Source organism: Bordetella genomosp. 7 (assembly GCF_002261265.1).
Lineage (GTDB): Bacteria > Pseudomonadota > Gammaproteobacteria > Burkholderiales > Burkholderiaceae_B > Bordetella_A.
The window spans coordinates 703,169-725,248 of sequence record NZ_NEVK01000003.1; the positions used below are offsets into that span (position 1 = coordinate 703,169).

Sequence of the window (22,080 nt, forward strand, 5' to 3'; positions counted from 1 at the left end):
CGGGCCAGGCAGGTCTGGGGACCTGCCGTCCTTGAACGGAGCCCAGCCATGAATCCTTTTTTGCATGATCCCGTCGCCGTACCCAGGCCTGCGGCGCCGCGCCCGTCGATACGCCTGGCGCCCCGATGGCCGCTGGTGGGCCCGCGCCAGCCGGGCCGGGCGGGCCACGCGCCCGCGCCTCGCCCTCTGGCACGTGCAGTAGGACGCTGCGCAGTGGCGGGCAGCTTGTCTTTTGCCGCCATGCCGGCCCAGCCACTGGACGTGAACGCCGCGTCTGCGCATGAGCTCGAGGCCCTGCATGGAGTCGGGCCGCGCACCGCGCAAGTCATCATTCAAGAGCGCGAGCGCGCCGGCCCCTTCGAATCGCTGCAAGACTTGTCCGATCGCGTAAGAGGCATAGGCCGCAAGCGCCTGGAAAGCCTGCGCGCCGCCGGACTGACGGCCGGGGCGGGCGTGCCGGTGTTGACGCCCGGCAGCGTCGCGACGCCGGAATTCGCGCCGGCGCTGCCCGCGCGTTCAGGTCCGTGACAGCCAGCGCCCGGTATCCCTGGCGCAAGCGCGGCTTTGGCGTTGCCGCGTCGCGGCAGCGGTTATTATCGATCGCATGGCTACCTCTACTTATCCCACTATCGAACAAACCGTCGGCAATACGCCGCTGGTGCGCCTGCAACGCATTCCGGGCGCGGCGGGCGACCCGCGCGGCAATGTCATTCTGGCCAAGCTCGAAGGCAACAATCCCGCCGGCTCCGTAAAAGACCGGCCCGCGCTGTCGATGATTCTGCGCGCCGAAGAGCGTGGCGAGATCAAGCCGGGCGACACCCTGATCGAGGCAACCAGCGGCAACACCGGCATCGCACTGGCCATGACGGCCGCCATGCGCGGCTACCGCATGGTATTGATCATGCCCGACAACCTCTCGGTTGAGCGCCGGGCCGCGATGGCGGCCTATGGCGCGCAACTGATTCTTACCCCGGCCAGCAAGGGCGGCATGGAATATGCGCGCGACCTGGCAACGGCCATGCAGGCCGAAGGCAAGGGCAAGGTGCTGGATCAGTTCGCCAACCCCGACAACCCGCGCGCCCACATCGAAGGCACCGGGCCGGAAATCTGGCAGCAAACCGAAGGCCGCGTGACCCATTTTGTAAGCGCCATGGGCACGACGGGCACCATCATGGGTGTGTCTACGTACCTGAAATCGCGCAATGCGCAAGTGCAGGTGGTTGGCGCGCAGCCGGCCGAGGGTTCGCAGATTCCGGGTATCCGCAAATGGCCCGAGGCCTACCTGCCCAAGATTTTCGATCGCAGCCTGGTTGATGCGTACGAGTCCATCGGCCAGCAAGAGGCAGAGGTCATGGCAAGGCGGCTGGCCGCCGAAGAAGGCATTTTCGGCGGCATTTCGTCGGCCGGGGCGTTGGTGGCCGCGTTGCGTGTCGCCGAACGTGTGGAAAATTCCACGATTGTCTTCATCGTTTGCGACCGTGGCGACCGGTATTTGTCGACTGGCGTGTTCGACGACGCCCAGCCGGCCTGAGCAGCGGGGCGTCTACCTGGCCGCGGGCGCTATTGGTTCATGCGTGCCTGCACTGCGGCGGCCAGGTCGGCCACCGCAGTGGCGTAGAAATAGCTGCGGTTGTATTGGGTCAGGGCAAAAAAGTTGGGTGTGGCGGTGCGGTACTGCACCGTGCCCCGCGCTTCTTCTTGCAGGTCTACCACGCCCAGGGGGCGGTCGATCCACCCGGCGCCGTCCGTGCCTGGCGCAAGCCGGGCGCCGGCGGCCTGCAGGCTGGCCCAGGTGTGCGTAGGCTGCAGGCCGCCCGAGGCCAGCGCCGAAGGGTCGGGTGGCAGGACAACCGGCGCAAACACCGGCAGGCCGCGAAGCCAGCCGTGCTCGACCAGGAAATTGCCCACAGACATGACGGAGTCGGCCACGCTGTTGGTCAGGTCGATATGGCCGTCGTGGTCGCCGTCCACGGCATAGCGCATGATGCTGCCGGGCATGAACTGCGGCATGCCGATGGCCCCGGCATATGATCCTGACGCCTCCAGGGGCAGTTTGCCGTGCAACGCCAGGGTGATGAAGTCGGCGAGCTGGCCGCGGAACATTTCGACGCGCTCGGGCCGGCTGGGATCGGGGTAGTCGAAGGCCAGCGTGGCCAGCGCGTCGAGTACGCGGAAGTTGCCCATATTGCGTCCGTATAGCGTCTCGACGCCGATGATGGACACAATGATAGAGGCCGGCACGCCGTAGCGCTGCGCGGCCTGGTCCAGCAGGGCCTGGTTTTCTTGCCAGAACTGCACGCCCCAGTTGATGCGCTTGGGCTCGACAAAACGCGCGCGGTAAGTCAGCCAGCTACGCCACACTTTGCGCCCCGGCGGCGACGGGGCGATCAGCCGCGCAACGGTAGCGTTATAGCGGGCGTCGGCCAGGGTGGCGCGGACGATATCCGGCGACAGGCCGCGCTCTGCCGCAATCTGGTCAGCGTAGGCGCGCGCGGCGGGTCGCAATTCGCCCGAGGGCAGGGTGGCCGCCGGGGGCTCCGGCTGCGGTTTGGCCGGGCCAATGCGGATGGGGATGGTGTCAGAGGGGGAGGGGCTTGGAGTCGGGGCGTGCGCGGAGCCGGTCGTGGGAGAGCTGGCGCAGCCGGCCAGGATCAGGGAAAGCGTGCCGATTTGCAGGAATCGCCGACAGATGAACATAATCTTCCTTATGGAGACTATCTATCTTACCCACCCGTCGTGCAAGCTGCATGAAATGGGTAGCTGGCACCCGGAAAGCCCACAGAGGCTGGACGCCATCGCCGATCAGCTGCTGGCCAGCGGCCTGATGCCTTTCCTGGCCGAGCAAGAGGCCCCTGCCGCGCCGCGCGACGCGCTGCTGCGGGTGCATGCGGCCGACTATCTGGACAGCCTGCGCGCCCGGTCGCCGGCCGAGGGGTACTGCAGCATCGACCCTGACACCCTGATGAACGCCCATACCTATGAAGCCGCATTGCATGCCGCCGGCGCGGGCCTGGCCGCCGTCGATGCGGTAATGGGCGGCAGGGCCGAGACAGCGTTCTGCGCCGTGCGCCCGCCCGGGCACCATGCGCGCCGTGAGCAAGCCATGGGCTTTTGCTTTTTGAACAACGTGGCGATTGCGGCCCAGCATGCGATGCACGTGCACGGGGTGCGGCGCCTGGCCATCATCGATTTCGATGTTCACCACGGCAATGGCACCGAAGAAGCGTTTTCCGGCGATGACAGGGTGCTGATGTGCAGCTTTTTCCAGCATCCGTTCTTTCCGAACAGCGGCGCCGATCATCCCGGCGCCAATATGGTGAACGTGCCGGTGCCGGCTTATACCGATGGCAGCGCGGTGCGCGCCCTGGTGCGCGACCAGTGGTTGCCCCGCCTGGAAGCGCACGCGCCCGAGCTGGTACTGATTTCCGCCGGGTTCGATGCCCATCGGGAAGACGACATGGGCCAGATGGGGCTGGTCGAAGCCGATTACGCCTGGATCACGGATTGCGTGGCGGACGTCGCCGCGCGTCATGCGCAGGGTCGTATCGTCAGCATGCTGGAAGGCGGTTACAACTTGTCTGCCCTGGGACGCAGTGTGGTCGCGCATATACGCGCGTTGGCAAAGTTGTAGAATCAACGAATTGTGCAATGCGGGGTCGGTCTGGGCCGGCCTTTTTTCGATATATCAGGAGGCTGCTGGATGAAGGTGCTGGTACCAGTCAAGCGCGTCGTTGATTACAACGTCAAGGTGCGCGTCAAATCGGATCAAACGGGCGTGGATATCGCGAACGTGAAGATGTCCATGAACCCGTTCGACGAGATCGCCGTCGAAGAGGCCACGCGCCTGAAAGAAAAGGGCGGCGCCACCGAGGTGGTGGCGGTGTCGTGCGGGGTGGCGCAGTGCCAGGAAACGCTGCGCACGGCCATGGCCATTGGCGCAGACCGCGGCATTCTGGTGCAGACCGACGCCGAGCTGCAGCCGCTGGCGGTGGCCAAGCTGCTCAAGGGCCTGGTGGACAAAGAGCAGCCGCAGCTGGTGATCCTGGGCAAGCAGGCCATTGACGACGACGCCAACCAGACCGGGCAGATGCTGGCCGCGCTGCTGGACTGGCCGCAGGCCACGTTTGCCAGCAAGGTCGAAGTGGCCGACGGTTCGGTGACGGTCACGCGCGAGGTCGACGGCGGCCTGGAAACGATCAAGCTGAAGCTGCCTGCCATTGTGACGACGGACCTGCGCCTGAACGAGCCGCGCTACGTGACGCTGCCCAACATCATGAAGGCCAAGAAAAAGCCGCTGGACACGGTCACGCCCGAGGAACTGGGGGTGGACGCGGCGCCGCGGCTCAAGACGCTGAAGGTGACCGAGCCGCCGGCGCGCAAGGCCGGCATCAAGGTGGCCGACGTGGCCGCGCTGGTGGACAAACTGAAGAACGAAGCGAAGGTGCTCTGAGATGACGACGCTTGTTATTGCCGAACACGACAATGCCCACCTGAAGGGCGCGACGCTGAACGCCATTGCGGCGGCTGCCCAGCTGGGCGGCGACGTGCACGTGCTGGTGGCCGGCAGCAATGTCCAGGCGGTGGCCGAGCAGGCTGCGGCGGCCGCGGGCGTGGCCAAGGTGCTTGCGGCCGATGCGCCGCACCTGGCCGACGGGCTGGCCGAGAACCTGGCCGCGCAGGTGCTGGCGGTGGCCTCGGGCTACAGCCACATCGTGTTTCCGGCCACGGCCTCGGGCAAGAACGTGGCCCCGCGCGTGGCGGCCAAGCTGGATGTGGCGCAGATCTCCGACATCATCGGGGTGGACTCGTCCGATACGTTCCAGCGGCCGATCTACGCGGGCAACGCCATTGCCACGGTGCAGTCGGGCGATGCGGTCAAGGTGATCACGGTGCGCACCACGGCGTTTGACGCGGTGTCGGCCTCGGGCGGTTCGGCGGCGGTCGAGGCGCTGGCGGCGGTGGCCGATTCGGGGCTGTCGTCGTTCGTGGGCCGCGAAGTGGCCAAGAGCGACCGTCCCGAGCTGGCCGGTGCGCGCGTGGTGGTCTCGGGCGGCCGCGGGCTGGGCAGCGCCGAGAACTTCAAGATCCTGGATCCGCTGGCCGACAAGCTGGGCGCGGCGCTGGGCGCCTCGCGCGCGGCGGTCGACGCGGGCTACGCGCCCAACGACTGGCAGGTGGGCCAGACGGGCAAAATCGTGGCGCCGCAGCTGTACGTGGCCGTGGGCATCTCCGGGGCCATCCAGCACCTGGCGGGCATGAAAGACTCCAAGGTCATCGTGGCCATCAACAAGGATGCCGAAGCGCCCATCTTCGGCGTGGCCGACTACGGCCTGGTCGGCGACCTGTTTACGGTCGTGCCCGAACTGACCAACGCGCTGTAAGCGCAAGGTGTCTGACACCCTGCGGGAGTCAGACACCGACATCTCACTCGGCGGCGGTCGGATATTCAGGTGTCAGGCTCCGAAGGTGCCTGACACCCCCTTGCGTCTTACGTACCTCCGAAGGTGTCTGACACCCTGCGGGAGTCAGACACCGACATCTCACTCGGCGACGGTCGGATTCGGTGTCAGGCTCCGAAGGTGCCTGACACCCCCTTGCGTCTTACGTACCTCCGAAGGTGTCTGACACCCTACGGGAGTCAGACACCGACATGTCATCCGGCGGCGGTCGCACCGACGCATCGCCGCGAGTCGGCGTTACGGCCGGCGCCAGATTCCGGCATTACCCAGCGAAGTTCAACACCCAAGCCCGGCGCCTTGCCGCGATGCCGGGGCGTGGCGCCGCTTGCCGGCCCTGCGGGTTGCGCCGTTGCGTCACCTGCCGCGTTCGGCTTTCGCCCGCCACGAGACCGCCAAGGGTTTAAGATTGGCGAAGGAGAGCACCGCCACCGCGAATTCATCCAGGAGACACAATGCCCTACGTCACACCGTTGCAGGATTTCCGATTCAACCTGAAGTGGCTGGCCGGCCTGGATGAGGTTCTGGCATTGCCCGGCTTCGAAGAGGTTACGCCCGACCTGGTCGATGCCATCCTGGACGAGAACGCGCGCTTTGTCGAGCAGGCCATCGTGCCGCTGAACGTCGCCGGGGACACGCAGCCGCCGCGGTGGGACAACGGGCAGGTGTCCACGACGCCCGGTTTCCGCCAGGGGTTCGCCGATTACGCGGCCAGCGGCTGGCAAGGGTTGCAGCATCCCGCGCAATGGGGCGGGCAGGGGCTGCCCAAGCTGGTGGCCACGCCGCCCAGCGAGAACATCCAGGCGGCCAGTCTGGCGTTTTCACTGTGCCCCATGCTTACCGATGGCGTGATCGAAGCCCTGCTGACGGTGGGTTCCGACGCCCAGCGCCAGACCTATGTGCCCAATCTCATCGCCGGCAAATGGACCGGCACCATGAACCTGACCGAGCCGCAGGCTGGATCCGACCTGGCGTTGGTAACCACCCGCGCGGTGCCGCAAAGCGATGGCACGTACCGGCTCAATGGCCAGAAAATCTTCATCACGTACGGCGAACATGACCTGGCGGAGAACATCGTCCACCTGGTGCTGGCGCGCACGCCCGACGCCCCGCCCGGAGTCAAGGGCATATCGCTGTTCATCGTGCCCAAATTCCTGGTCAACAAAGACGGCAGCCTCGGCCCGCGCAACGACGTCTGGTGTGCTTCGCTGGAGCACAAGCTGGGCATACACGGCAGCCCCACGGCCGTGCTGCTGTACGGATCGGGGCACGGCGAAGCGGGCGAGGGCGCGGTGGGCTACCTGGTCGGCGAACAGAACCGCGGCCTGGAATATATGTTCATCATGATGAATGCCGCACGCTTCGGCGTGGGGCAACAGGGCATTGCGGTGTCCGAGCGGGCCTACCAGCATGCCCTGGCCTACGCACAAGAGCGCGTGCAGGGGCGGGCCATCGAGGGTTCGGCCGGACCGGTGCCCATCGCACGGCATCCGGATGTGCAACGCATGCTGCTTACCATGCGCGGCCTGACCGAGGCGGCGCGCGCCGTGTCGTTCGTGGCGGCCGCCGCGCACGATAAAGGCGTGCATCACCCCGATGCCGAAGTGCGGGCGCGCAACCGCGCGTTCTACGAATACCTCGTGCCGGTCGTCAAGGGTTTTTCAACCGAGTCCGCCGTCGAGGTGGCCTCGCTGGGCGTGCAGGTGCATGGCGGCATGGGGTATATCGAAGAAACCGGCGCCGCGCAGTATTACCGTGATTCCCGGATCCTGCCGATCTACGAAGGCACCACAGCCATCCAGGCCAATGACCTGGTGGGGCGCAAGACGCTTCGGGATGGCGGGGCCACGGCTTACGCCATCATTGCGGCCATGCGCGAGACGCTCAAGGCGCTGGATGCCGCGGTTGGCCGGGCGCCGGCCACCGGGCGCGACAGCCTGGGGCTGCTGCGTGTGAACTTCGACCAGGCCATACAGGCCTACGAAGGCGCGGTGGCCTTCATCCTGGAGCACGCGCAGTCCAACATACGCGCGGTGTACGCGGGCAGCGTGCCCTACCTGATGCTGGCCGGCGTGGTGCATGGCGGATGGCAGATGGCGCGGGCGGCACTGGTGTGCCAGCAGCAACTGGCCGACGGCAGCAGCGACCCGTTTTACCGTTCCAAGCTCGCGACCGCGCTGTTCTACGGTGCACAGATCCTTCCGCGAGCCCAGGCGCTGTCGGCCGCCGTGCAAGCGGGGCACATCGCGGACGCGTGCGCGGCGCAGGCCGATATTACTTAATGTAATTAAGCAATGTCGCTTACGTATTTCCAGTCATACTGGTTTGGTGTAAGAATCGTCTGAATCGATCCCGGGTTCCGGGGTCGCCTTTTGCAGTCCACCGGTGCAAGTGGCCGGTGACACCAACCCCGCACGGAGACTTCCATGAGCCAACTTCGCCTGGGCGATACCGCCCCTGATTTCGAGCAAAAATCCTCGATTGGTCCGATTCGTTTTTATGAATACCTGGGCGACAGCTGGGGCGTGCTGTTTTCGCACCCCGCGGATTTCACCCCCGTATGCACCACCGAGCTGGGCTATACCGCCAAGCTTGCCGACGAATTCGCCAAGCGCAACGTGAAGGTGCTTGCGCTGTCGGTGGACGGCGTCGACTCGCATACCCAATGGATTGACGACATCAACGACACGCAATCCACGACGGTGAATTTTCCCATCATTGCCGACGAAGACCGCAAGGTGTCCGAGCTGTACGACATGATTCACCCCAACGCCAGCGCCACGGCCACCGTGCGCTCGGTGTTTGTCATCGACCCCGCCAAGAAGGTGCGCCTGATCATCACGTACCCGGCCAGCACGGGGCGCAACTTCAATGAAATCCTGCGCGTCATCGATTCGCTGCAACTGACCGACAGCCACAGTGTCGCGACTCCGGTGAACTGGGAAGACGGCGATGACGTCATCATCGTGCCTTCGCTGAAGGACGAAGAAGTCATCAAGCAGAAGTTCCCGAAGGGCTACAAGGCCGTGCGCCCGTACCTGCGCATTACGCCACAGCCGAATAAGTAAATTACCCGGGCGCGGACGGCCTACTCGCCGCTCGCGCCAGGTGCCGCTTGCCGCGCCCTTCAGGCGCGGTTTTTTTTGGGGTGCCGGTTGGCGCCTTATGCCCACAAGCGATGAGCAACCAAAAAATGATTCGTTCTATTTAGGCCTTGCAGCCCGCAAACTTGCCTGCATTGCACATAAATATGGGAATGCCGCAGCATGTTTGCCAAAAAGAACGCCTGGATCGCACTGGCTACGCTGGCCGCCGCTTTTGTGCTGGGCTTGCCTGCGCAGGCGCAATCTTCTCTGACGCTGCTGAATGTCTCGTACGATCCCACGCGCGAGTTGTACCGCGAAGTGGATGCGGCATTCGCCAAGGCGTACAAAGAAAAATCCGGCGTCGATGTCCGTATCCGCCAGTCGCATGGGGGATCGGGCAAGCAGGCCAGGTCGGTCATCGACGGCCTGGATGCCGACGTGGTGACGCTGGCGCTGGCCTACGACATCGATGCCATCGCTGCCCGCGGGCTGCTGCCTTCGGATTGGCAAAGCCGCCTGCCGCGCAACAGCTCGCCCTATACGTCGACCATCGTATTTCTGGTGCGCAAAGGCAATCCCAAGCAGATTCACGATTGGGGCGACCTGGTCAAGGACGGGGTGGAAGTGATCACGCCCAACCCCAAGACCTCGGGTGGAGCCCGCTGGAACTATCTGGCCGCGTGGGCCTATGCGCTGCAGCGCGGCAATGGCAGCGAGGCGGAGGCGAAGGCGTTCGTGGCCGAGCTGTTCCGTCACGTGCCGGTGCTGGACACCGGCGCGCGCGGCGCCACCACCACGTTCGTGGAGCGTGGCGTGGGAGACGTGCTGCTCGCCTGGGAAAACGAGGCGTTCCTGGCACAGAAAGAACTGGGCCCGGACAAGTTCGACATTGTCGTGCCGTCGCTGTCCATTCTTGCCGAGCCCCCCGTGGCCATCGTGGACCAGAACGTCGATCGCAAAGGCACTCGCGAACTGGCCCAGGCCTATCTGGAATTCCTGTACACGCCGCAAGCGCAGGAAATCATCGCCCGCAACTACTACCGTCCGAGCGACGCACAGGCCGCGTCGCGGTTTGCCGGGCAGTTTCCGCAAGTGAAACTGGTGACCATCGACGATGCGATCTTCGGCGGCTGGCAGAAGGCGCAACAGACGCACTTTAACGATGGCGGGACGTTCGACCAGATCTACCAGCCCAAATAACCGCATGGCAGATATGGCGACCATGAGCAACGGCACCTTTGCGGCAGGAGCGGCGCCCCTTGCCCGTCGACATAAACGGCCAGGCGTCCTGCCGGGCTTCGGGCTTTCGATGGGATATGCGGTGCTGTACTTGAGCCTGCTCGTGTTGATTCCGCTGGCATCGTTGCCGCTCAAGAGCGCGGGCCTGGGCTGGGACGGCTTCTGGGCTACGGTTACCGCGCCGCGGGTCGTGGCTTCGTATCGTCTTACGTTCGGCGCGGCCTTGCTGGCCGCGCTGGTGAACCTGGTGTTCGGCCTGCTGGTGGCGTGGGTGCTGGTGCGCTACCGGTTTCCGGGCAAGAAGATCGTCGATGCGCTGGTGGACCTGCCATTTGCGTTGCCTACTGCGGTGGCCGGCATCGCCCTGACGGCCCTGTATGCGAAGAATGGCTGGCTGGGCGGGCCGCTGGAATCGTGGCTGGGCATCAAGGTGGCTTTCACGCCGGTGGGTATCGTCGTAGCCCTGATCTTTATCGGCATCCCGTTCGTGGTGCGCACTGTGCAGCCTGTGCTCGAAGACGTGGAGCGCGAACTCGAAGAGGCCGCCTCCAGCCTGGGGGCAAGCCGCTGGCAGGTGATACGCCGTGTGCTGCTGCCCACGCTGATGCCGGCGATGCTGACGGGTTTCGCCCTGGCGTTCGCGCGGGCCGTGGGCGAGTACGGGTCAGTGGTTTTCATTGCCGGCAACCGTCCCATGGTTTCGGAAATCACGCCGCTGCTTATCATCGCGAAACTCGAGCAGTTCGACTATGCCGGGGCTGCCGCGATCGCGACCGTGATGCTGGTGTTTTCCTTCGCGCTGCTGCTGCTGATCAACTTGCTGCAGGGATGGCAGGCGCGCCGCGGCGGGAGGCCGGCATGAACACGCTTATGTCTGCAGGCCCGGGCCTGCCCGACCACCTGACCGAGCCGCGCTGGGTGCGCGGCGTGGTGCTGGCGTTGGCGCTGGGCTTCCTGGCCCTGTTCCAGCTGGCGCCGTTGGCGGCGGTGTTTGCCGAGGCTTTCAAGAAAGGCTGGGAGCTGTACCTGGCTGCCATCACCGAACCCGATGCCTGGAGCGCGATCAAGCTGACTCTGTGGGTGGCGGCGGTGGCGCTGCCGGTGAACCTGGTGTTCGGCGTCGCAGCGGCCTGGGCGATCACCAAATTCCAGTTTCGGGGCAAGCAGTTCCTGATCACGCTGATAGACCTGCCGTTTTCCGTGTCGCCGGTCGTGGCGGGGCTGGTGTTCGTGTTGTTGTTCGGAGCACAGGGTTGGCTGGGCGACTGGCTGCAACAACACGATCTGAAGATCGTGTACGCCGTGTCCGGCGTGGTGCTGGCCACGTTGTTCGTGACGTTTCCGTTCATCGCGCGCGAACTGATTCCGCTGATGCAGGCGCAGGGCAGCGAGGAAGAACAGGCCGCGCTGACGCTGGGCGCGGGCGGCTGGCAGATTTTCTGGCGCGTCACGCTGCCGAATATCAAGTGGGGCCTGTTGTATGGGGCGATCCTGTGCAATGCGCGTGCCATGGGCGAGTTCGGCGCGGTATCGGTGGTGTCCGGCCACATACGCGGCCTGACCAACACGATGACACTGCACGTCGAGATTCTATACAACGAATACCAGTTCTCCGCGGCTTTTGCGGTGGCGTCGCTGCTGGCCCTGCTGGCGCTGGTGACGCTGCTGATCAAGAACCTGGTGGAGTGGCGCAGCGCCCGGCCGGATATGGCCGATGCGCCGCTCGAAGCGGGCGCCGTGCCCGCGCCGCTGGCCCGGCCCGCGGCCGCATGAGGGAGTTGCTTCGCATGAGTATCGAAGTCAGGAATCTGTCGCGTCGCTTCGGCGATTTCCGTGCGCTGGATGATGTGTCGCTGCATATCGAAACCGGTGAACTGGTTGCCTTGCTCGGCCCGTCGGGATGTGGCAAGACCACCTTGCTGCGCATCATCGCCGGCCTGGAAACCGCCGACAGCGGCAGCGTATTGTTTGGCGGCGAAGATGCCACCGGCGTGGATGTGCGGCATCGGCAAGTGGGTTTCGTGTTCCAGCACTATGCGCTGTTCAGGCACCTGACAGTGTTCGAGAACGTGGCCTTCGGCCTGCGCGTGAAACCGCGGGCCACCCGCCCGTCCGAGGCACAGATACGCGCCAAGGTGCATGAGTTGCTGGGCCTGGTGCAGCTCGACTGGCTGTCCGACCGGTATCCCGCGCAGCTGTCGGGCGGGCAGCGCCAGCGCATTGCCCTGGCGCGTGCGCTGGCGGTCGAGCCACGCGTGCTGCTGCTGGACGAGCCGTTCGGCGCGCTCGACGCCAAGGTGCGCAAAGAGCTGCGCCGCTGGCTGCGGCGCCTGCATGATGAATTGCACGTGGCCAGCGTGTTCGTGACGCATGATCAGGAAGAGGCGCTGGAGGTGGCCGACCGGGTAGTGTTGATGAACGCCGGCCGCATCGAGCAGGTGGGCACGCCTCGCGAGGTCTGGGAATCGCCAGCCACGCCGTTCGTGTACGGATTCCTGGGAGACGTCAATCAATTCAACGGCCACGCCAGCCACGGCGTCTGGCGCGCCCACGGCATTGAGCTGCCGGCGCCGCACCTGATGCAGCCCGAGCATTGCCCGGCCGTCGCCTATGTGCGGCCGCACGAGATCGATCTGGCGCGCGACGGCGGGCCTGGCCGGGGGATTCCGGTGCGTCTGCAGCATGCCTACCTGGCCGGCCCGAGCGCGCATCTCGAGCTGGAGCGCGAGGACATGCAGGCCGTTATCGAAGCGCAGGTGCCCGAGCACCTGTACCGTGAACTCAACCTGAAAGAAGGCGAACGCCTGCTGGCCCGGCCCCGCCGCGCACGCATATTCGCCGCACAGCCATGACGACATCCGACACGTCTATGACACCCGCCCTGGCAAAGCGATGGGACGCGCTGCGCGCGCGCCTGGCCGACATTGCCCGAGAATACCCTGATGCGGCACTGGCCTCGTCGCTGGCCGCCGAAGATATGCTGCTCACGCACGCCATCTACGACAGCGGAATCGCACTGGAGGTTTTCACCCTGGATACGGGCCGCCTGCATGCCGAGACGCTGGGCATGCTTGATGTGGTGCACGCCCGCTACGGGCGGGCGGTCACGGTGTACCGCCCTGACGAGTCGGCCGTGCAGGCCCACGTGCAGGCGCACGGCGCCTATGCGTTCTACGAAAGCGTCGAACTGCGCAAGGCATGCTGCCAGATCCGCAAGGTAGAACCCCTGACGCGCGCGCTGGCCGGCCGCGGCGCCTGGATAACGGGGCAGCGCAGGGCGCAGGCCGCCACGCGCGGCGAACTGCCCGAGCAAGAACACGACGCGGTGTTCGGGCTGCAAAAGTTCAACCCCCTGGCGGCATGGAGCGAGGACGATGTCTGGCAGGCCATCCGCGCGCTGGGCATTGCCTACAACCCCCTGCACGACCAGGGCTATCCGTCGATAGGGTGCGAGCCCTGTACGCGAGCCGTCCGCCCGGGCGAAGACGTGCGCGCGGGGCGGTGGTGGTGGGAATCATCGAGCTCTAAAGAATGCGGCCTGCACGCAGGCAATCGCGTCATCCCCGTGGCCGTCGAGCCCACGCACGCAGCTTCTGTGTAAAGGAAGGAATATGTCTGTTGTGATCAATCGCAGCCACCTGGATTGGCTCGAATCCGAAGCGATCTACATTCTGCGCGAAGTGGCAGCCGAGTGCAGCAAGCCCGTCCTGCTGTTTTCGGGCGGCAAGGATTCGGTGGTATTGCTGCGGCTTGCCGAGAAGGCGTTTCGTCCGGGCAGGTTTCCATTTCCGCTCATGCATATCGACACCGGCCACAACTACGACGAAGTGATCGCGTTTCGCGACCGACGCGCGGCAGAGCTGGGCGAAACCCTTCTGGTGCGCAGCGTCGAGGACTCGATCCGGCGCGGCAGCGTGGTGCTGCGGCGCGCGACCGATTCGCGCAACGCCGCGCAGGCCGTCACGCTGCTGGAAGCCATCGAAGAATTCGGCTTCGATGCCTGCATAGGCGGCGCGCGCCGCGACGAAGAGAAAGCGCGCGCCAAGGAGCGGATCTTTTCGTTTCGGGATGAGTTCGGGCAATGGGATCCGAAGGCCCAGCGTCCGGAACTGTGGAACCTCTTCAATACCCGGGTTCACCAGGGCGAGAACATGCGCGTGTTCCCGATCTCGAACTGGACCGAGCTCGACGTATGGCAGTACATCCAGCGCGAGCAGCTTGCGTTGCCGTCCATTTACTACAGCCATCGTCGCGAGGTGGTGCGCCGCAACGGGCTGCTGGTGCCGGTGACGCCGCTCACGCCGCCGCGCGATGGCGAGCGGGTCGAGAGCCTGGCGGTGCGGTTCCGCACCGTGGGCGACATTTCGTGCACCTGCCCCGTCGCATCCGACGCGGCCGACCCCACGGCCATCATCGCCGAGACCGCCGTCAGCGACATCACCGAGCGCGGCGCCACCCGCATGGATGACCAGACTTCCGAAGCCTCGATGGAGCGCCGCAAGAAAGAAGGCTATTTCTGAACTGACTGAGCATCGGACTTATCACCATGAATGCTGTGAATGATTCTTTTCTTTCAGGCGCCGATAACGGCGTGTTGCGCCTGATCACCGCCGGCTCGGTCGATGACGGCAAATCCACCCTGATCGGCCGCCTGCTGTATGACAGCAAGGGCGTGTTTGCCGACCAGCTCGATGCGATCTCGCGCGCGAAATACAAACGCGTGGCGGGCGACGGCATCGACTTCGCCCTGTTGACCGACGGCCTGGAAGCCGAGCGCGAGCAGGGCATCACTATCGATGTCGCATACCGCTATTTTTCGACCCCGCTGCGCAAGTTCATCGTGGCCGACGCGCCGGGCCATGAGCAATACACGCGCAACATGGTCACCGGCGCTTCGACCGCCGATGCGGCCATCATCCTGATCGACGCCACCCGGGCCGCCGACGGCAAGCTGCTGCCGCAGACCAAGCGGCACAGCACCATCGCGCGCCTGCTCGGCATCCGGCACATTATCGTGGCGGTGAACAAGATGGACCTGCTGGACTGGGACAGCGCCGTGTTTGCACGGATCAGCGACGCCTATGCAGAACTTGCGCGGCGTCTGGATATCTCGCGGTTCCATGTGCTGCCGCTGTCGGCGCTGGAAGGCGACAACGTCGTCCACGCGTCGCCGCGCACACCCTGGTATGACGGGCCGCCGCTGCTCAGCCTGCTGGAGCAACTGGGCGTGGAAGATTCCGCGGCGGCAGGGCCGTTGCGCTTTCCGGTGCAGTGGGTGGCCCGCCATGGCGGCGACGGCCCCGACGATTTCCGGGGATACGCCGGCCGCGTGGCCAGCGGGACATTGCGGCCCGGTGACGAGATCGTTGTGCAGCCCTCGGGCGTCACGGCGCGCGTACAGGAAGTCCTGGCCTTCGACCGCAGCGTCGCGGCCGCGGTGGCGGGCGATTCCGTCACCGTGGTGCTCGACCGCGACGTGGACGTGTCGCGCGGCGATGTGCTGTCGCACGCCGATGCCCCTGCGCGGGTGGCGCGGGCGTTCGAGGCGGAACTGTGCTGGCTGGATGGGCAGGCGTTGAATCCCGCGCGCAGGTACCTGCTCAAGCACGGCACCCGGCTGACGTCGGCAAAGGTCCGCGAAGTGCTGTCGCAGCGAGATATCCATGAGCTGCAGGAAGTCGCCAATGCAACCGGCATGCTGACCATGAACGACATCGGCCGCGTCACGCTGGTGACGCGCGAGGCGCTGGCATTGGACAGCTATGCGGACGCCCCGGCCACCGGCGCCTTTATCCTGATCGACGAGGCCACGCACCAGACCGCCGCGGCAGGCATGGTGCGGTAGGGCGGCGCTGTTGTTTTTCGGCTAAACCCAACAGCCATGCGGGTTTACGGGGATTTAACCGGGGCCGGATCGATTTCCCCGGACGGGCGGCGCGTCTTGCGGTAAAGTGAGACGTCGCTTTTTCAGGGCATGGGGCTTGCCGGAAGTACTGGTTTTTTGTACAGTACTTTCATGCAACGCGCCAATCACGCTTTTTTCGCCGGTTCTGGGTCCCCGGCTGCCGCCCCCGCCGCCTCGCGCGGCCGGGGAGCGGTTACTAATGTGGCGCATCGGTTTCTTCAAACAGAGCGCACGCCCGCCGATGACGGCTGGGCCGCCACCCACCTGCCGCCCGATAACCTTGAAGGCCAGGGCGACGCCACCCCCGATGTCACCGGCCAGGCCGGCTGCGCTACCGGCGCCGCCCCCGCGCGTCATATTCCCATCGCAGCGGAACCGCCCGTCCTGAAGACTTCGGTGCAGGCCGAGCAGGCGCGCAAGCTGCTGTCACGCAACGATTCACCCGACATCCCCTTCGACGTGGCCGTCAACCCGTATCGGGGCTGCGAACACGGCTGTGTCTATTGCTATGCGCGCCCCACCCATGCCTATCTGGGCTATTCGCCCGGGCTGGACTTCGAAACCCGCCTGATCGCCAAGGCCAATGCGGTGGATGTGCTGCGGGCCGAACTGTCCCGGCCGGGCTACCGCGTGTCGCCTATCAACATCGGTTCGGCCACCGACGTTTATCAGCCCATCGAACGCCAGTGGCAGTTGACGCGCGGCGTGCTCGAATTGCTGCTGCAAACGGGCCACCCGGCCACGCTGGTCACCAAGAACGCCCTGGTCGAACGCGACCTCGATTTGCTGCGGGCGCTGGCCGAACGGCGCCTGGTGACGGTCTACATCAGCATCACCACGCTCGACACCGACATGGCGCGCACGCTCGAGCCGCGTGCGTCCGCGCCGTGGCGGCGCGTACAAGCCGTGCGCACCCTGGCCAATGCCGGTGTGCCGGTGGGCGTCCTGGTGGCACCCGTCATTCCGTTCATCAACGACGAATCCCTCGAACACATTCTGCAAGAAGCCAGCCAGGCGGGCGCCTGTTATGCCAGCTATACGGTATTGCGGCTGCCCTGGGAAGTGCGGGCCGTGTTCGAAGAATGGCTGCAGGCCCATTTTCCCGATCGCGCCCAGCGCGTCCTGCATCGCATCGAAGATCTGCGCAATGGCCGGCGCAATGATCCCAATTTCGGCACCCGCATGCGCGGCACCGGCCTGTGGGCCGATCTGCTGCGCCAGCGCTTCGGCCTGGCCGTGCGCAAGCACGGGCTCAACACTACCAGGCCGCAGTTGGCCACGCATTTGTTCCAGCCGCCCGTCGCCCCGGCCCTGACGGGCGCTGCCCGCGGGCAGGGGGGCGCACGGCCTGGCCATGCGCTGTCGCAGTTATCGCTATTCTGAACGGAGCTCTCATGACCACCGCTACGCTTGTCACCGATTCTCTTGCGACGCTGCCGCCCTCACGGCTGTCGGCCTGGGCGCCGCGCAGGCTGGCGCGCCGTGCCGCCGGCGCGCTGCGCCTGGCTTCCAAATGGCCGTTCTCGGCAAGCGGGCCGCGCACCGGCCACCCGGCAGCCCTGGCGCCTTCCCCTGCGATGGCCCGGCCGGCCGGCGTGGTGGCGCCGGCGCCTGCCGCCGGGCCTGCGGCAGGCGCCTTCGGGGTGCACGGCGCCGGCGTGCGCAGTGCCGACGCGCGCGGCCAGCAAGCCGCCCATAGCCAATCGCTGGATACGGCGGCGCAGGCTGCCTCGGCGGGCGTCCCGGTTCGCCAGATGGTAACGGACGTGCTGTTGGTTGCCATGTGGGCGGCGTTGATACCCGGCCTGATGTGGCTGGGCGCTGCCGCCGGGTTCTGAGGCGCCGACGCGCTCAGCTCGATCCCAGCAGAACCACGCCCGCCAGGATGGCCGCGCAGCCGGCCAGCCGCCCCACGCTGACTTTTTCGCGCAGCAGGAACCACCCCGCCAGCGTGCCCAGCATCATCGACATTTCCCGCGCCGGGGCAACCAGGCTAAGCGGCGCGCCATTGCGCAGGGCGTACAGTACCAATATGTACCCCAACGGTGAAAGCGCGCCCACGGCGATAGCCAGGTGCCAGTGTCCGCGCATGGCCTGCCAGTTTTCGGCGCGTCGCCGCAGAATGTGCGGCGCGATGATCAGCGTGCGCGCCACACAGGTCAGCCAGTCGAACAGCACCGGCATGATGAGCAGCACCTTGACGCCATAGGCGTCCACCACCGTGTAGGCGGCAATGAACACGCCGATCAGCACGCCCCATCGCACGCCGGTCCAGGCCTGAGGTTGGCGAAACAGCGACAGGCGACCCTGCGTCGCGATCAACAGTACGCCGCCCACCACGCACAGCATGCCGGCAATACCGGTGGCGGTCGCCGTTTCGCCCAGCAACAGGAAGGCCCCGGTGGTAGACAGCAGCGGGCCGGTGCCGCGGGCGATAGGGTAGACCACCGACAGGTCCGCAACCTGGTAGCCGCGCTGCAGGCAAAGGCTGTAGGCCAGGTGCAGCGCGCCGGACGCGAGTATGCACAGCACCACGGGCCAGGTCCATGTGATGCCTTCGTCCACCAATATCCACGTCACCCAGGGGGCGTATAACAGTACGGCGCACAGGCCGTACGAAAATACGAACACGGGGCCGACCATGGCCGCCCGTTTTGCCAGCAGGTTCCAGGTGGCGTGCGCCATCGCCGCCAGGATGACTAACAACAGGGACGTGGACGACATGGCAGGCGGCGGCCGGGGAAGGTTACGGGTTTGTTACAGTGCGCGCGAGGGCTAAGGGTACCCCGATTCGCCAGGCAGCGAATGCTCGGTTTTTATTGTAGAATGCTGGGTTTACCAAACCTCATCCTCTACTTTGCGCACACCACGAATGGCCGTCGCGGCCGACAGTAGCGTCATAACGACGCAAAGCACAACGCAAAGCACGATGGTCTCGGAGTTCATATGAACCTCATCGCTATCCTGGAACAGGAAGAAATCAAGCGCCTGACCGGCGACAAGACCCTGCCCGAATTCGCCCCTGGCGATACCGTGGTGGTCAGCGTCAACGTTGTCGAAGGCACCCGCAAGCGCGTACAGGCCTATGAAGGCGTGGTCATTGCCAAGCGCAACCGCGGCCTGAATTCTTCGTTCATCGTGCGCAAGATCTCGTCGGGCGAAGCCGTCGAGCGTACGTTCCAACTGTATTCGCCCCAGATCGCCAACATCGAAGTCAAGCGTCGCGGCGACGTGCGCCGCGCCAAGCTGTACTACCTGCGCAGCCGTTCGGGCAAGTCGGCGCGCATCAAGGAAAAGCTCGTCATCAAGCAAGCCAAGTCGGCTGCCTGATGACGCTGGCGCGGCCCCGGCTTTGCCGGTACGGCCGCGCTGGTCAGCGATCCGGGTTAAAAAGGCACCTGCACAGGTGCCTTTTTCACGTTAGCAGCAGGTATGTCTGACCCTACCACTCGCCCCCGGCGGCCTCCGGCCGGCCCTTCGTTCGACCCCGCAGCGCAACCCTGGCAAACCGCCGACGCCGAGCTGGCCCCTGTGCCGCCGGCTTTGCTCGCGCCCGACCTGTTGCGCAAAGCGCTTAGCCAGCCGGGCCCATGGCCGCAAGACGCCCTGGGTTCCACCGAGCATCGTCATCCGGGCCGCGAGGGCGCGCCTGTGCTGGCGGCCGTGCTGATCCCGCTGGTAATGCGCGAGGCGGGCGTCAGCGTCATGCTTACCCAGCGTACCGCGCACTTGTACGATCACGCCGGGCAGGTCAGTTTTCCGGGCGGGCGCATCGAAACCTTCGATGCATCGCCCGTGGCGGCGGCGCTGCGCGAAGCCGAGGAAGAAACGGGCTTGCCCATCGACCACGTGGAAGTGCTGGGCAGCATGCAGAACTACCTGACCGCCACGGGTTTTTCGATTACCCCTGTGCTGTCGCTGGTGCGGCCCGGCTTTACGCTGGCGCCCGACTCATTCGAAGTGGCCGAAGTTTTTGAAGTGCCGCTGTCGTTTCTGATGAACCCGGCGAATCATCGCCTGTATCGCGCGCCGTTGCCCGACGGCCGCGAGCGGCAATACTACGCAATGCCCTGGCAGGGGCACTTTATCTGGGGCGCCACGGCGGGCATGCTGCGCAACCTGTATCACCTGGTGCGGCAGCGGCTCGCGTCAGAACGCTGACGCGGCAGCGCGCGGGTAACGGCCCGGCTGGTCAGTAGCGTTGCTGCGCGGCTTCGCTTTCTTCGAGAATGCGGCAGTACAAGGCGTAACGCCCGGCATCGACGGCGCCCGCCTTCAGCGCCGCCACCACCCCGCACCCCGGTTCGTGGCGGTGCGAACAGTTGTAGAAGCGGCAGTGCTCGATGTGTGGCGCGAACTCCGGAAAGCCACGCAGGATGTCGGCGCCGGACAGATGCTGCAGGCCGAAAGCCTGGAAGCCGGGCGAATCGATCAGATCGCCGCCGGGCGGCGGCAAGTGATACAGCCGGGTGCTGGTGGTGGTGTGCCGCCCCATGTCGAGCGCGGTGGAATGTTCGCGCGTGGCCGCGTCGGCGTGGGGCGCCAGTGCGTTGAGCAGGGTGGATTTGCCCATGCCGCTTTGGCCAAGCAGCAGGGTGGTGCGCCCGGCCAGGCGCGCGGCGAGCTGCGAGCGGACCGTGGCCGTGTCGTGCGCACTGAGTTCGATGACCGGCACGCCCAGGGCGCGCACCGGCGCAAGCCTGGCTCGCGCTTCTTCGACCCCGGCCGGCAGGTCGACTTTATTGAGCACCACCAGAGGTTCGATGCCTGCGCTCCAGGCGCCGGCCAGCGCGCGCCCGGCCAGGTCGTCGGAAAAAGTGGGTTCCACCGCCACCACGATCAACAACTGGTCGACGTTGGCGGCGAACTGCTTGGACCGGGTTTCGTCCGATCGGTACAACAGGTTGGTGCGAGGCAGGATGGCGTCGATGGCGCCTTCGTCGCGGCCCTGCGGGCTGATGCGAACCCGGTCGCCCACGGCCGCCCCGGCTTTTTTGCCGCGCGGGTAGCATTGCCGCTGCGATCCGTCGGGAAACTCGACCACATAATGGCGGCCATGCGCCGAGACGATGCGTCCTTCCAGCAGGGCTGCGGCGGAACTCATGCGGCTTGCATCAGGTGGCGGATGCGCACGGCGGCGGGCGGGTGGCTGTCGTAGAAGGCGGAATGCACGGGATCCGGCGTCAGGGTGGCGGCGTTGTCATCGTACAGTTTGACCAGCGCCGACACCAGCTTGCCGGCCGAGCTTTGCGCGGCTGCATAGCGGTCGGCTTCGAATTCGTCGCGACGCGAATACCAGCTGGCGACCGGCGTCAGCATGAACGTGAATACCGGCGTGACCAGGAAGAACAGCAACAGCGCCATGGCGTCATTGCGGCCATCCAGGCGCGGCAGAACGCCCAGGCCCTCGTAGAACCAGGGCTGTTGCGACAGCCAGCCCAGCAGCGCGAAGAACAGCAGGGCGGCGGCAAAGCTGAACACAATGCGCTTGATGATGTGGCGCTTGGCAAAGTGGCCCAGTTCGTGCGCCAGCACCGCCTCGATTTCGTCGGCGTTCAGGCGCGCCAGCAGCGTGTCGAAGAACACAATGCGGCGCGAGCGGCCGAAGCCGGTGAAATAAGCGTTGCCGTGGGCCGAGCGGCGGGATCCGTCCATGACGAACAGGCCGTTGAGCGCGAAACCGCAGCGCTGGGCCAGTTGCTTGATGCGGCCGGCCAGTTCAGGGTCGGACAGCGGCGTGAACCGGTTGAACAGCGGGGCAATGAAACTGGGGTAGATGAACAGCAGCAACAGGTTGAAGGCTGTCCAGAGGCCCCATGCCCATACCCACCAGAGGCTGCCGGCCTCGGCCATCAGCCACAGGATGGCCGCCGCGAGCGGCGTGCCGAGCACCAGCGCGACCGCCAGGCCCTTGAACAGGTCGGCCGCGAACAGGCCCGGCGTCATGCGGTTGAAGCCGAACCGGGCCTCGAGCCGGAATTGCCGCCACAAGGTGAAGGGCAGGCCCAGCAGCCCCAGCAGCAAGGCCACGCTGCCCAACAGGAGCAGTTGTCGCAGCAGGTCGTGCGTGGTGACCTGGGCCACCAGCATGTCGATCGCCTGCAGGCCCCCCAGGAGCGTCAGCCCCACCAGCAGCGCGGCATCGTATACCCGTTCGAACATGCCCAGCCGCACACGTGCCACCGTGTAGTCGGCCGCCCTTTGGTGGCTCGCCAGCCCGATGCGGGGCGCGAATTCCGGCGGGACCTGGCCGCGGTGCCGCGCCACGTGGCGGATCTGGCGCGATGCAAGCCACAGCCGCACGCCGATATCGGCAAGCAGGAAGGCGACAAAAAGGAAAGTAAGCGTAGTCAATGGCACGGCGGGGCAGGGGGTATGAGAAAATGCAGTGTTT

General features: G+C 65.8%; 22 protein-coding genes. 18 read left to right on the top strand and 4 right to left on the bottom strand.

Going from position 1 to position 22,080, the window contains the following annotated elements:
* The first annotated feature begins 48 nt into the window (after positions 1 to 48).
* On the top strand, positions 49 to 528 hold the full coding sequence (locus CAL19_RS05675; RefSeq protein WP_051423838.1) for a ComEA family DNA-binding protein: 480 nt from the start codon (positions 49 to 51) through the stop codon (positions 526 to 528).
* A gap of 76 nt (positions 529 to 604) precedes the next feature.
* Positions 605 to 1,531 (top strand): cysteine synthase CysM, encoded by a 927-nt coding sequence (gene cysM / locus CAL19_RS05680; RefSeq protein WP_026640526.1) that lies wholly within the window; start codon positions 605 to 607, stop codon positions 1,529 to 1,531.
* Between the two features lie 29 nt (positions 1,532 to 1,560).
* Here the strand turns inward: cysM and mltB are convergent, their stop codons facing one another.
* A complete protein-coding gene (mltB, locus tag CAL19_RS05685) occupies positions 1,561 to 2,697 on the bottom strand; it encodes a lytic murein transglycosylase B (protein WP_094796229.1) in 1,137 nt (378 codons plus the stop codon).
* A 10-nt stretch (positions 2,698 to 2,707) separates the two neighbouring features.
* Here mltB and CAL19_RS05690 point away from each other — a divergent pair, with 10 nt between their 5' ends.
* The 14 genes from CAL19_RS05690 (at position 2,708) to CAL19_RS05755 (ending at position 17,524) form a co-directional block, all read left to right on the top strand.
* Positions 2,708 to 3,631, top strand: coding sequence for a histone deacetylase family protein (locus CAL19_RS05690; RefSeq protein ID WP_094796230.1), 924 nt, complete (start codon positions 2,708 to 2,710; stop codon positions 3,629 to 3,631).
* A 69-nt stretch (positions 3,632 to 3,700) separates the two neighbouring features.
* Positions 3,701 to 4,450 (top strand): electron transfer flavoprotein subunit beta/FixA family protein, encoded by a 750-nt coding sequence (locus CAL19_RS05695; RefSeq protein ID WP_094796231.1) that lies wholly within the window; start codon positions 3,701 to 3,703, stop codon positions 4,448 to 4,450.
* A gap of 1 nt (position 4,451) precedes the next feature.
* Positions 4,452 to 5,381, top strand: coding sequence for an electron transfer flavoprotein subunit alpha/FixB family protein (locus tag CAL19_RS05700; RefSeq protein ID WP_094796232.1), 930 nt, complete (start codon positions 4,452 to 4,454; stop codon positions 5,379 to 5,381).
* 530 nt (positions 5,382 to 5,911) lie between these two features.
* Positions 5,912 to 7,738, top strand: coding sequence for an acyl-CoA dehydrogenase (locus CAL19_RS05705; RefSeq protein ID WP_094796233.1), 1,827 nt, complete (start codon positions 5,912 to 5,914; stop codon positions 7,736 to 7,738).
* A gap of 144 nt (positions 7,739 to 7,882) precedes the next feature.
* Entirely contained in the window at positions 7,883 to 8,524 is a 642-nt protein-coding gene (locus tag CAL19_RS05710; protein ID WP_026639351.1) for a peroxiredoxin, read from the top strand.
* Positions 8,525 to 8,722: 198 nt separating this feature from the next.
* Entirely contained in the window at positions 8,723 to 9,742 is a 1,020-nt protein-coding gene (locus CAL19_RS05715) for a sulfate ABC transporter substrate-binding protein (RefSeq protein ID WP_026639352.1), read from the top strand.
* Between the two features lie 22 nt (positions 9,743 to 9,764).
* Positions 9,765 to 10,643, top strand: a complete 879-nt coding sequence (cysT, locus tag CAL19_RS05720) for a sulfate ABC transporter permease subunit CysT (protein ID WP_094796408.1) — start codon at positions 9,765 to 9,767, stop codon at positions 10,641 to 10,643.
* 8 nt (positions 10,644 to 10,651) lie between these two features.
* Positions 10,652 to 11,554, top strand: coding sequence for a sulfate ABC transporter permease subunit CysW (cysW, locus tag CAL19_RS05725; protein ID WP_094796409.1), 903 nt, complete (start codon positions 10,652 to 10,654; stop codon positions 11,552 to 11,554).
* A gap of 14 nt (positions 11,555 to 11,568) precedes the next feature.
* On the top strand, positions 11,569 to 12,633 hold the full coding sequence (locus CAL19_RS05730; RefSeq protein ID WP_026639355.1) for a sulfate/molybdate ABC transporter ATP-binding protein: 1,065 nt from the start codon (positions 11,569 to 11,571) through the stop codon (positions 12,631 to 12,633).
* Entirely contained in the window at positions 12,630 to 13,382 is a 753-nt protein-coding gene (locus CAL19_RS05735; RefSeq protein ID WP_026639356.1) for a phosphoadenylyl-sulfate reductase, read from the top strand. Before CAL19_RS05730 ends, CAL19_RS05735 begins: the two co-directional genes overlap by 4 nt.
* A gap of 10 nt (positions 13,383 to 13,392) precedes the next feature.
* Positions 13,393 to 14,301, top strand: a complete 909-nt coding sequence (gene cysD / locus CAL19_RS05740; protein ID WP_026639357.1) for a sulfate adenylyltransferase subunit CysD — start codon at positions 13,393 to 13,395, stop codon at positions 14,299 to 14,301.
* Between the two features lie 26 nt (positions 14,302 to 14,327).
* Entirely contained in the window at positions 14,328 to 15,626 is a 1,299-nt protein-coding gene (locus CAL19_RS05745; RefSeq protein WP_026639358.1) for a sulfate adenylyltransferase subunit 1, read from the top strand.
* A 171-nt stretch (positions 15,627 to 15,797) separates the two neighbouring features.
* Entirely contained in the window at positions 15,798 to 17,069 is a 1,272-nt protein-coding gene (locus tag CAL19_RS05750; protein WP_094796234.1) for a PA0069 family radical SAM protein, read from the top strand.
* A gap of 11 nt (positions 17,070 to 17,080) precedes the next feature.
* Positions 17,081 to 17,524 carry a hypothetical protein gene (locus CAL19_RS05755; RefSeq protein WP_094796235.1) on the top strand — a complete coding sequence of 148 codons (444 nt, stop codon included), beginning with the start codon at positions 17,081 to 17,083 and terminating at the stop codon, positions 17,522 to 17,524.
* Between the two features lie 13 nt (positions 17,525 to 17,537).
* Here the strand turns inward: CAL19_RS05755 and CAL19_RS05760 are convergent, their stop codons facing one another.
* Positions 17,538 to 18,410 (bottom strand): DMT family transporter, encoded by an 873-nt coding sequence (locus CAL19_RS05760; protein WP_094796236.1) that lies wholly within the window; start codon positions 18,408 to 18,410, stop codon positions 17,538 to 17,540.
* A 222-nt stretch (positions 18,411 to 18,632) separates the two neighbouring features.
* On the opposite strand from CAL19_RS05760, the gene rplS reads away from it, so the two are divergent.
* Both rplS and CAL19_RS05770 read left to right on the top strand, forming a co-directional pair.
* A complete protein-coding gene (rplS, locus tag CAL19_RS05765; RefSeq protein WP_026639361.1) occupies positions 18,633 to 19,016 on the top strand; it encodes a 50S ribosomal protein L19 in 384 nt (127 codons plus the stop codon).
* 102 nt (positions 19,017 to 19,118) lie between these two features.
* Positions 19,119 to 19,847: a CoA pyrophosphatase gene (locus CAL19_RS05770; RefSeq protein WP_026639362.1), complete on the top strand. Its 729-nt coding sequence runs from the start codon at positions 19,119 to 19,121 to the stop codon at positions 19,845 to 19,847.
* A gap of 31 nt (positions 19,848 to 19,878) precedes the next feature.
* Here CAL19_RS05770 and rsgA read toward each other — a convergent pair whose 3' ends face one another.
* Complete coding sequence (gene rsgA, locus CAL19_RS05775) at positions 19,879 to 20,790, bottom strand: ribosome small subunit-dependent GTPase A (protein ID WP_026639363.1); 912 nt, start codon at positions 20,788 to 20,790, stop codon at positions 19,879 to 19,881.
* A complete protein-coding gene (locus tag CAL19_RS05780; protein WP_026639364.1) occupies positions 20,787 to 22,046 on the bottom strand; it encodes a M48 family metallopeptidase in 1,260 nt (419 codons plus the stop codon). The genes rsgA and CAL19_RS05780 overlap by 4 nt, the downstream gene beginning before the upstream one ends.
* Positions 22,047 to 22,080: the final 34 nt, after the last annotated feature.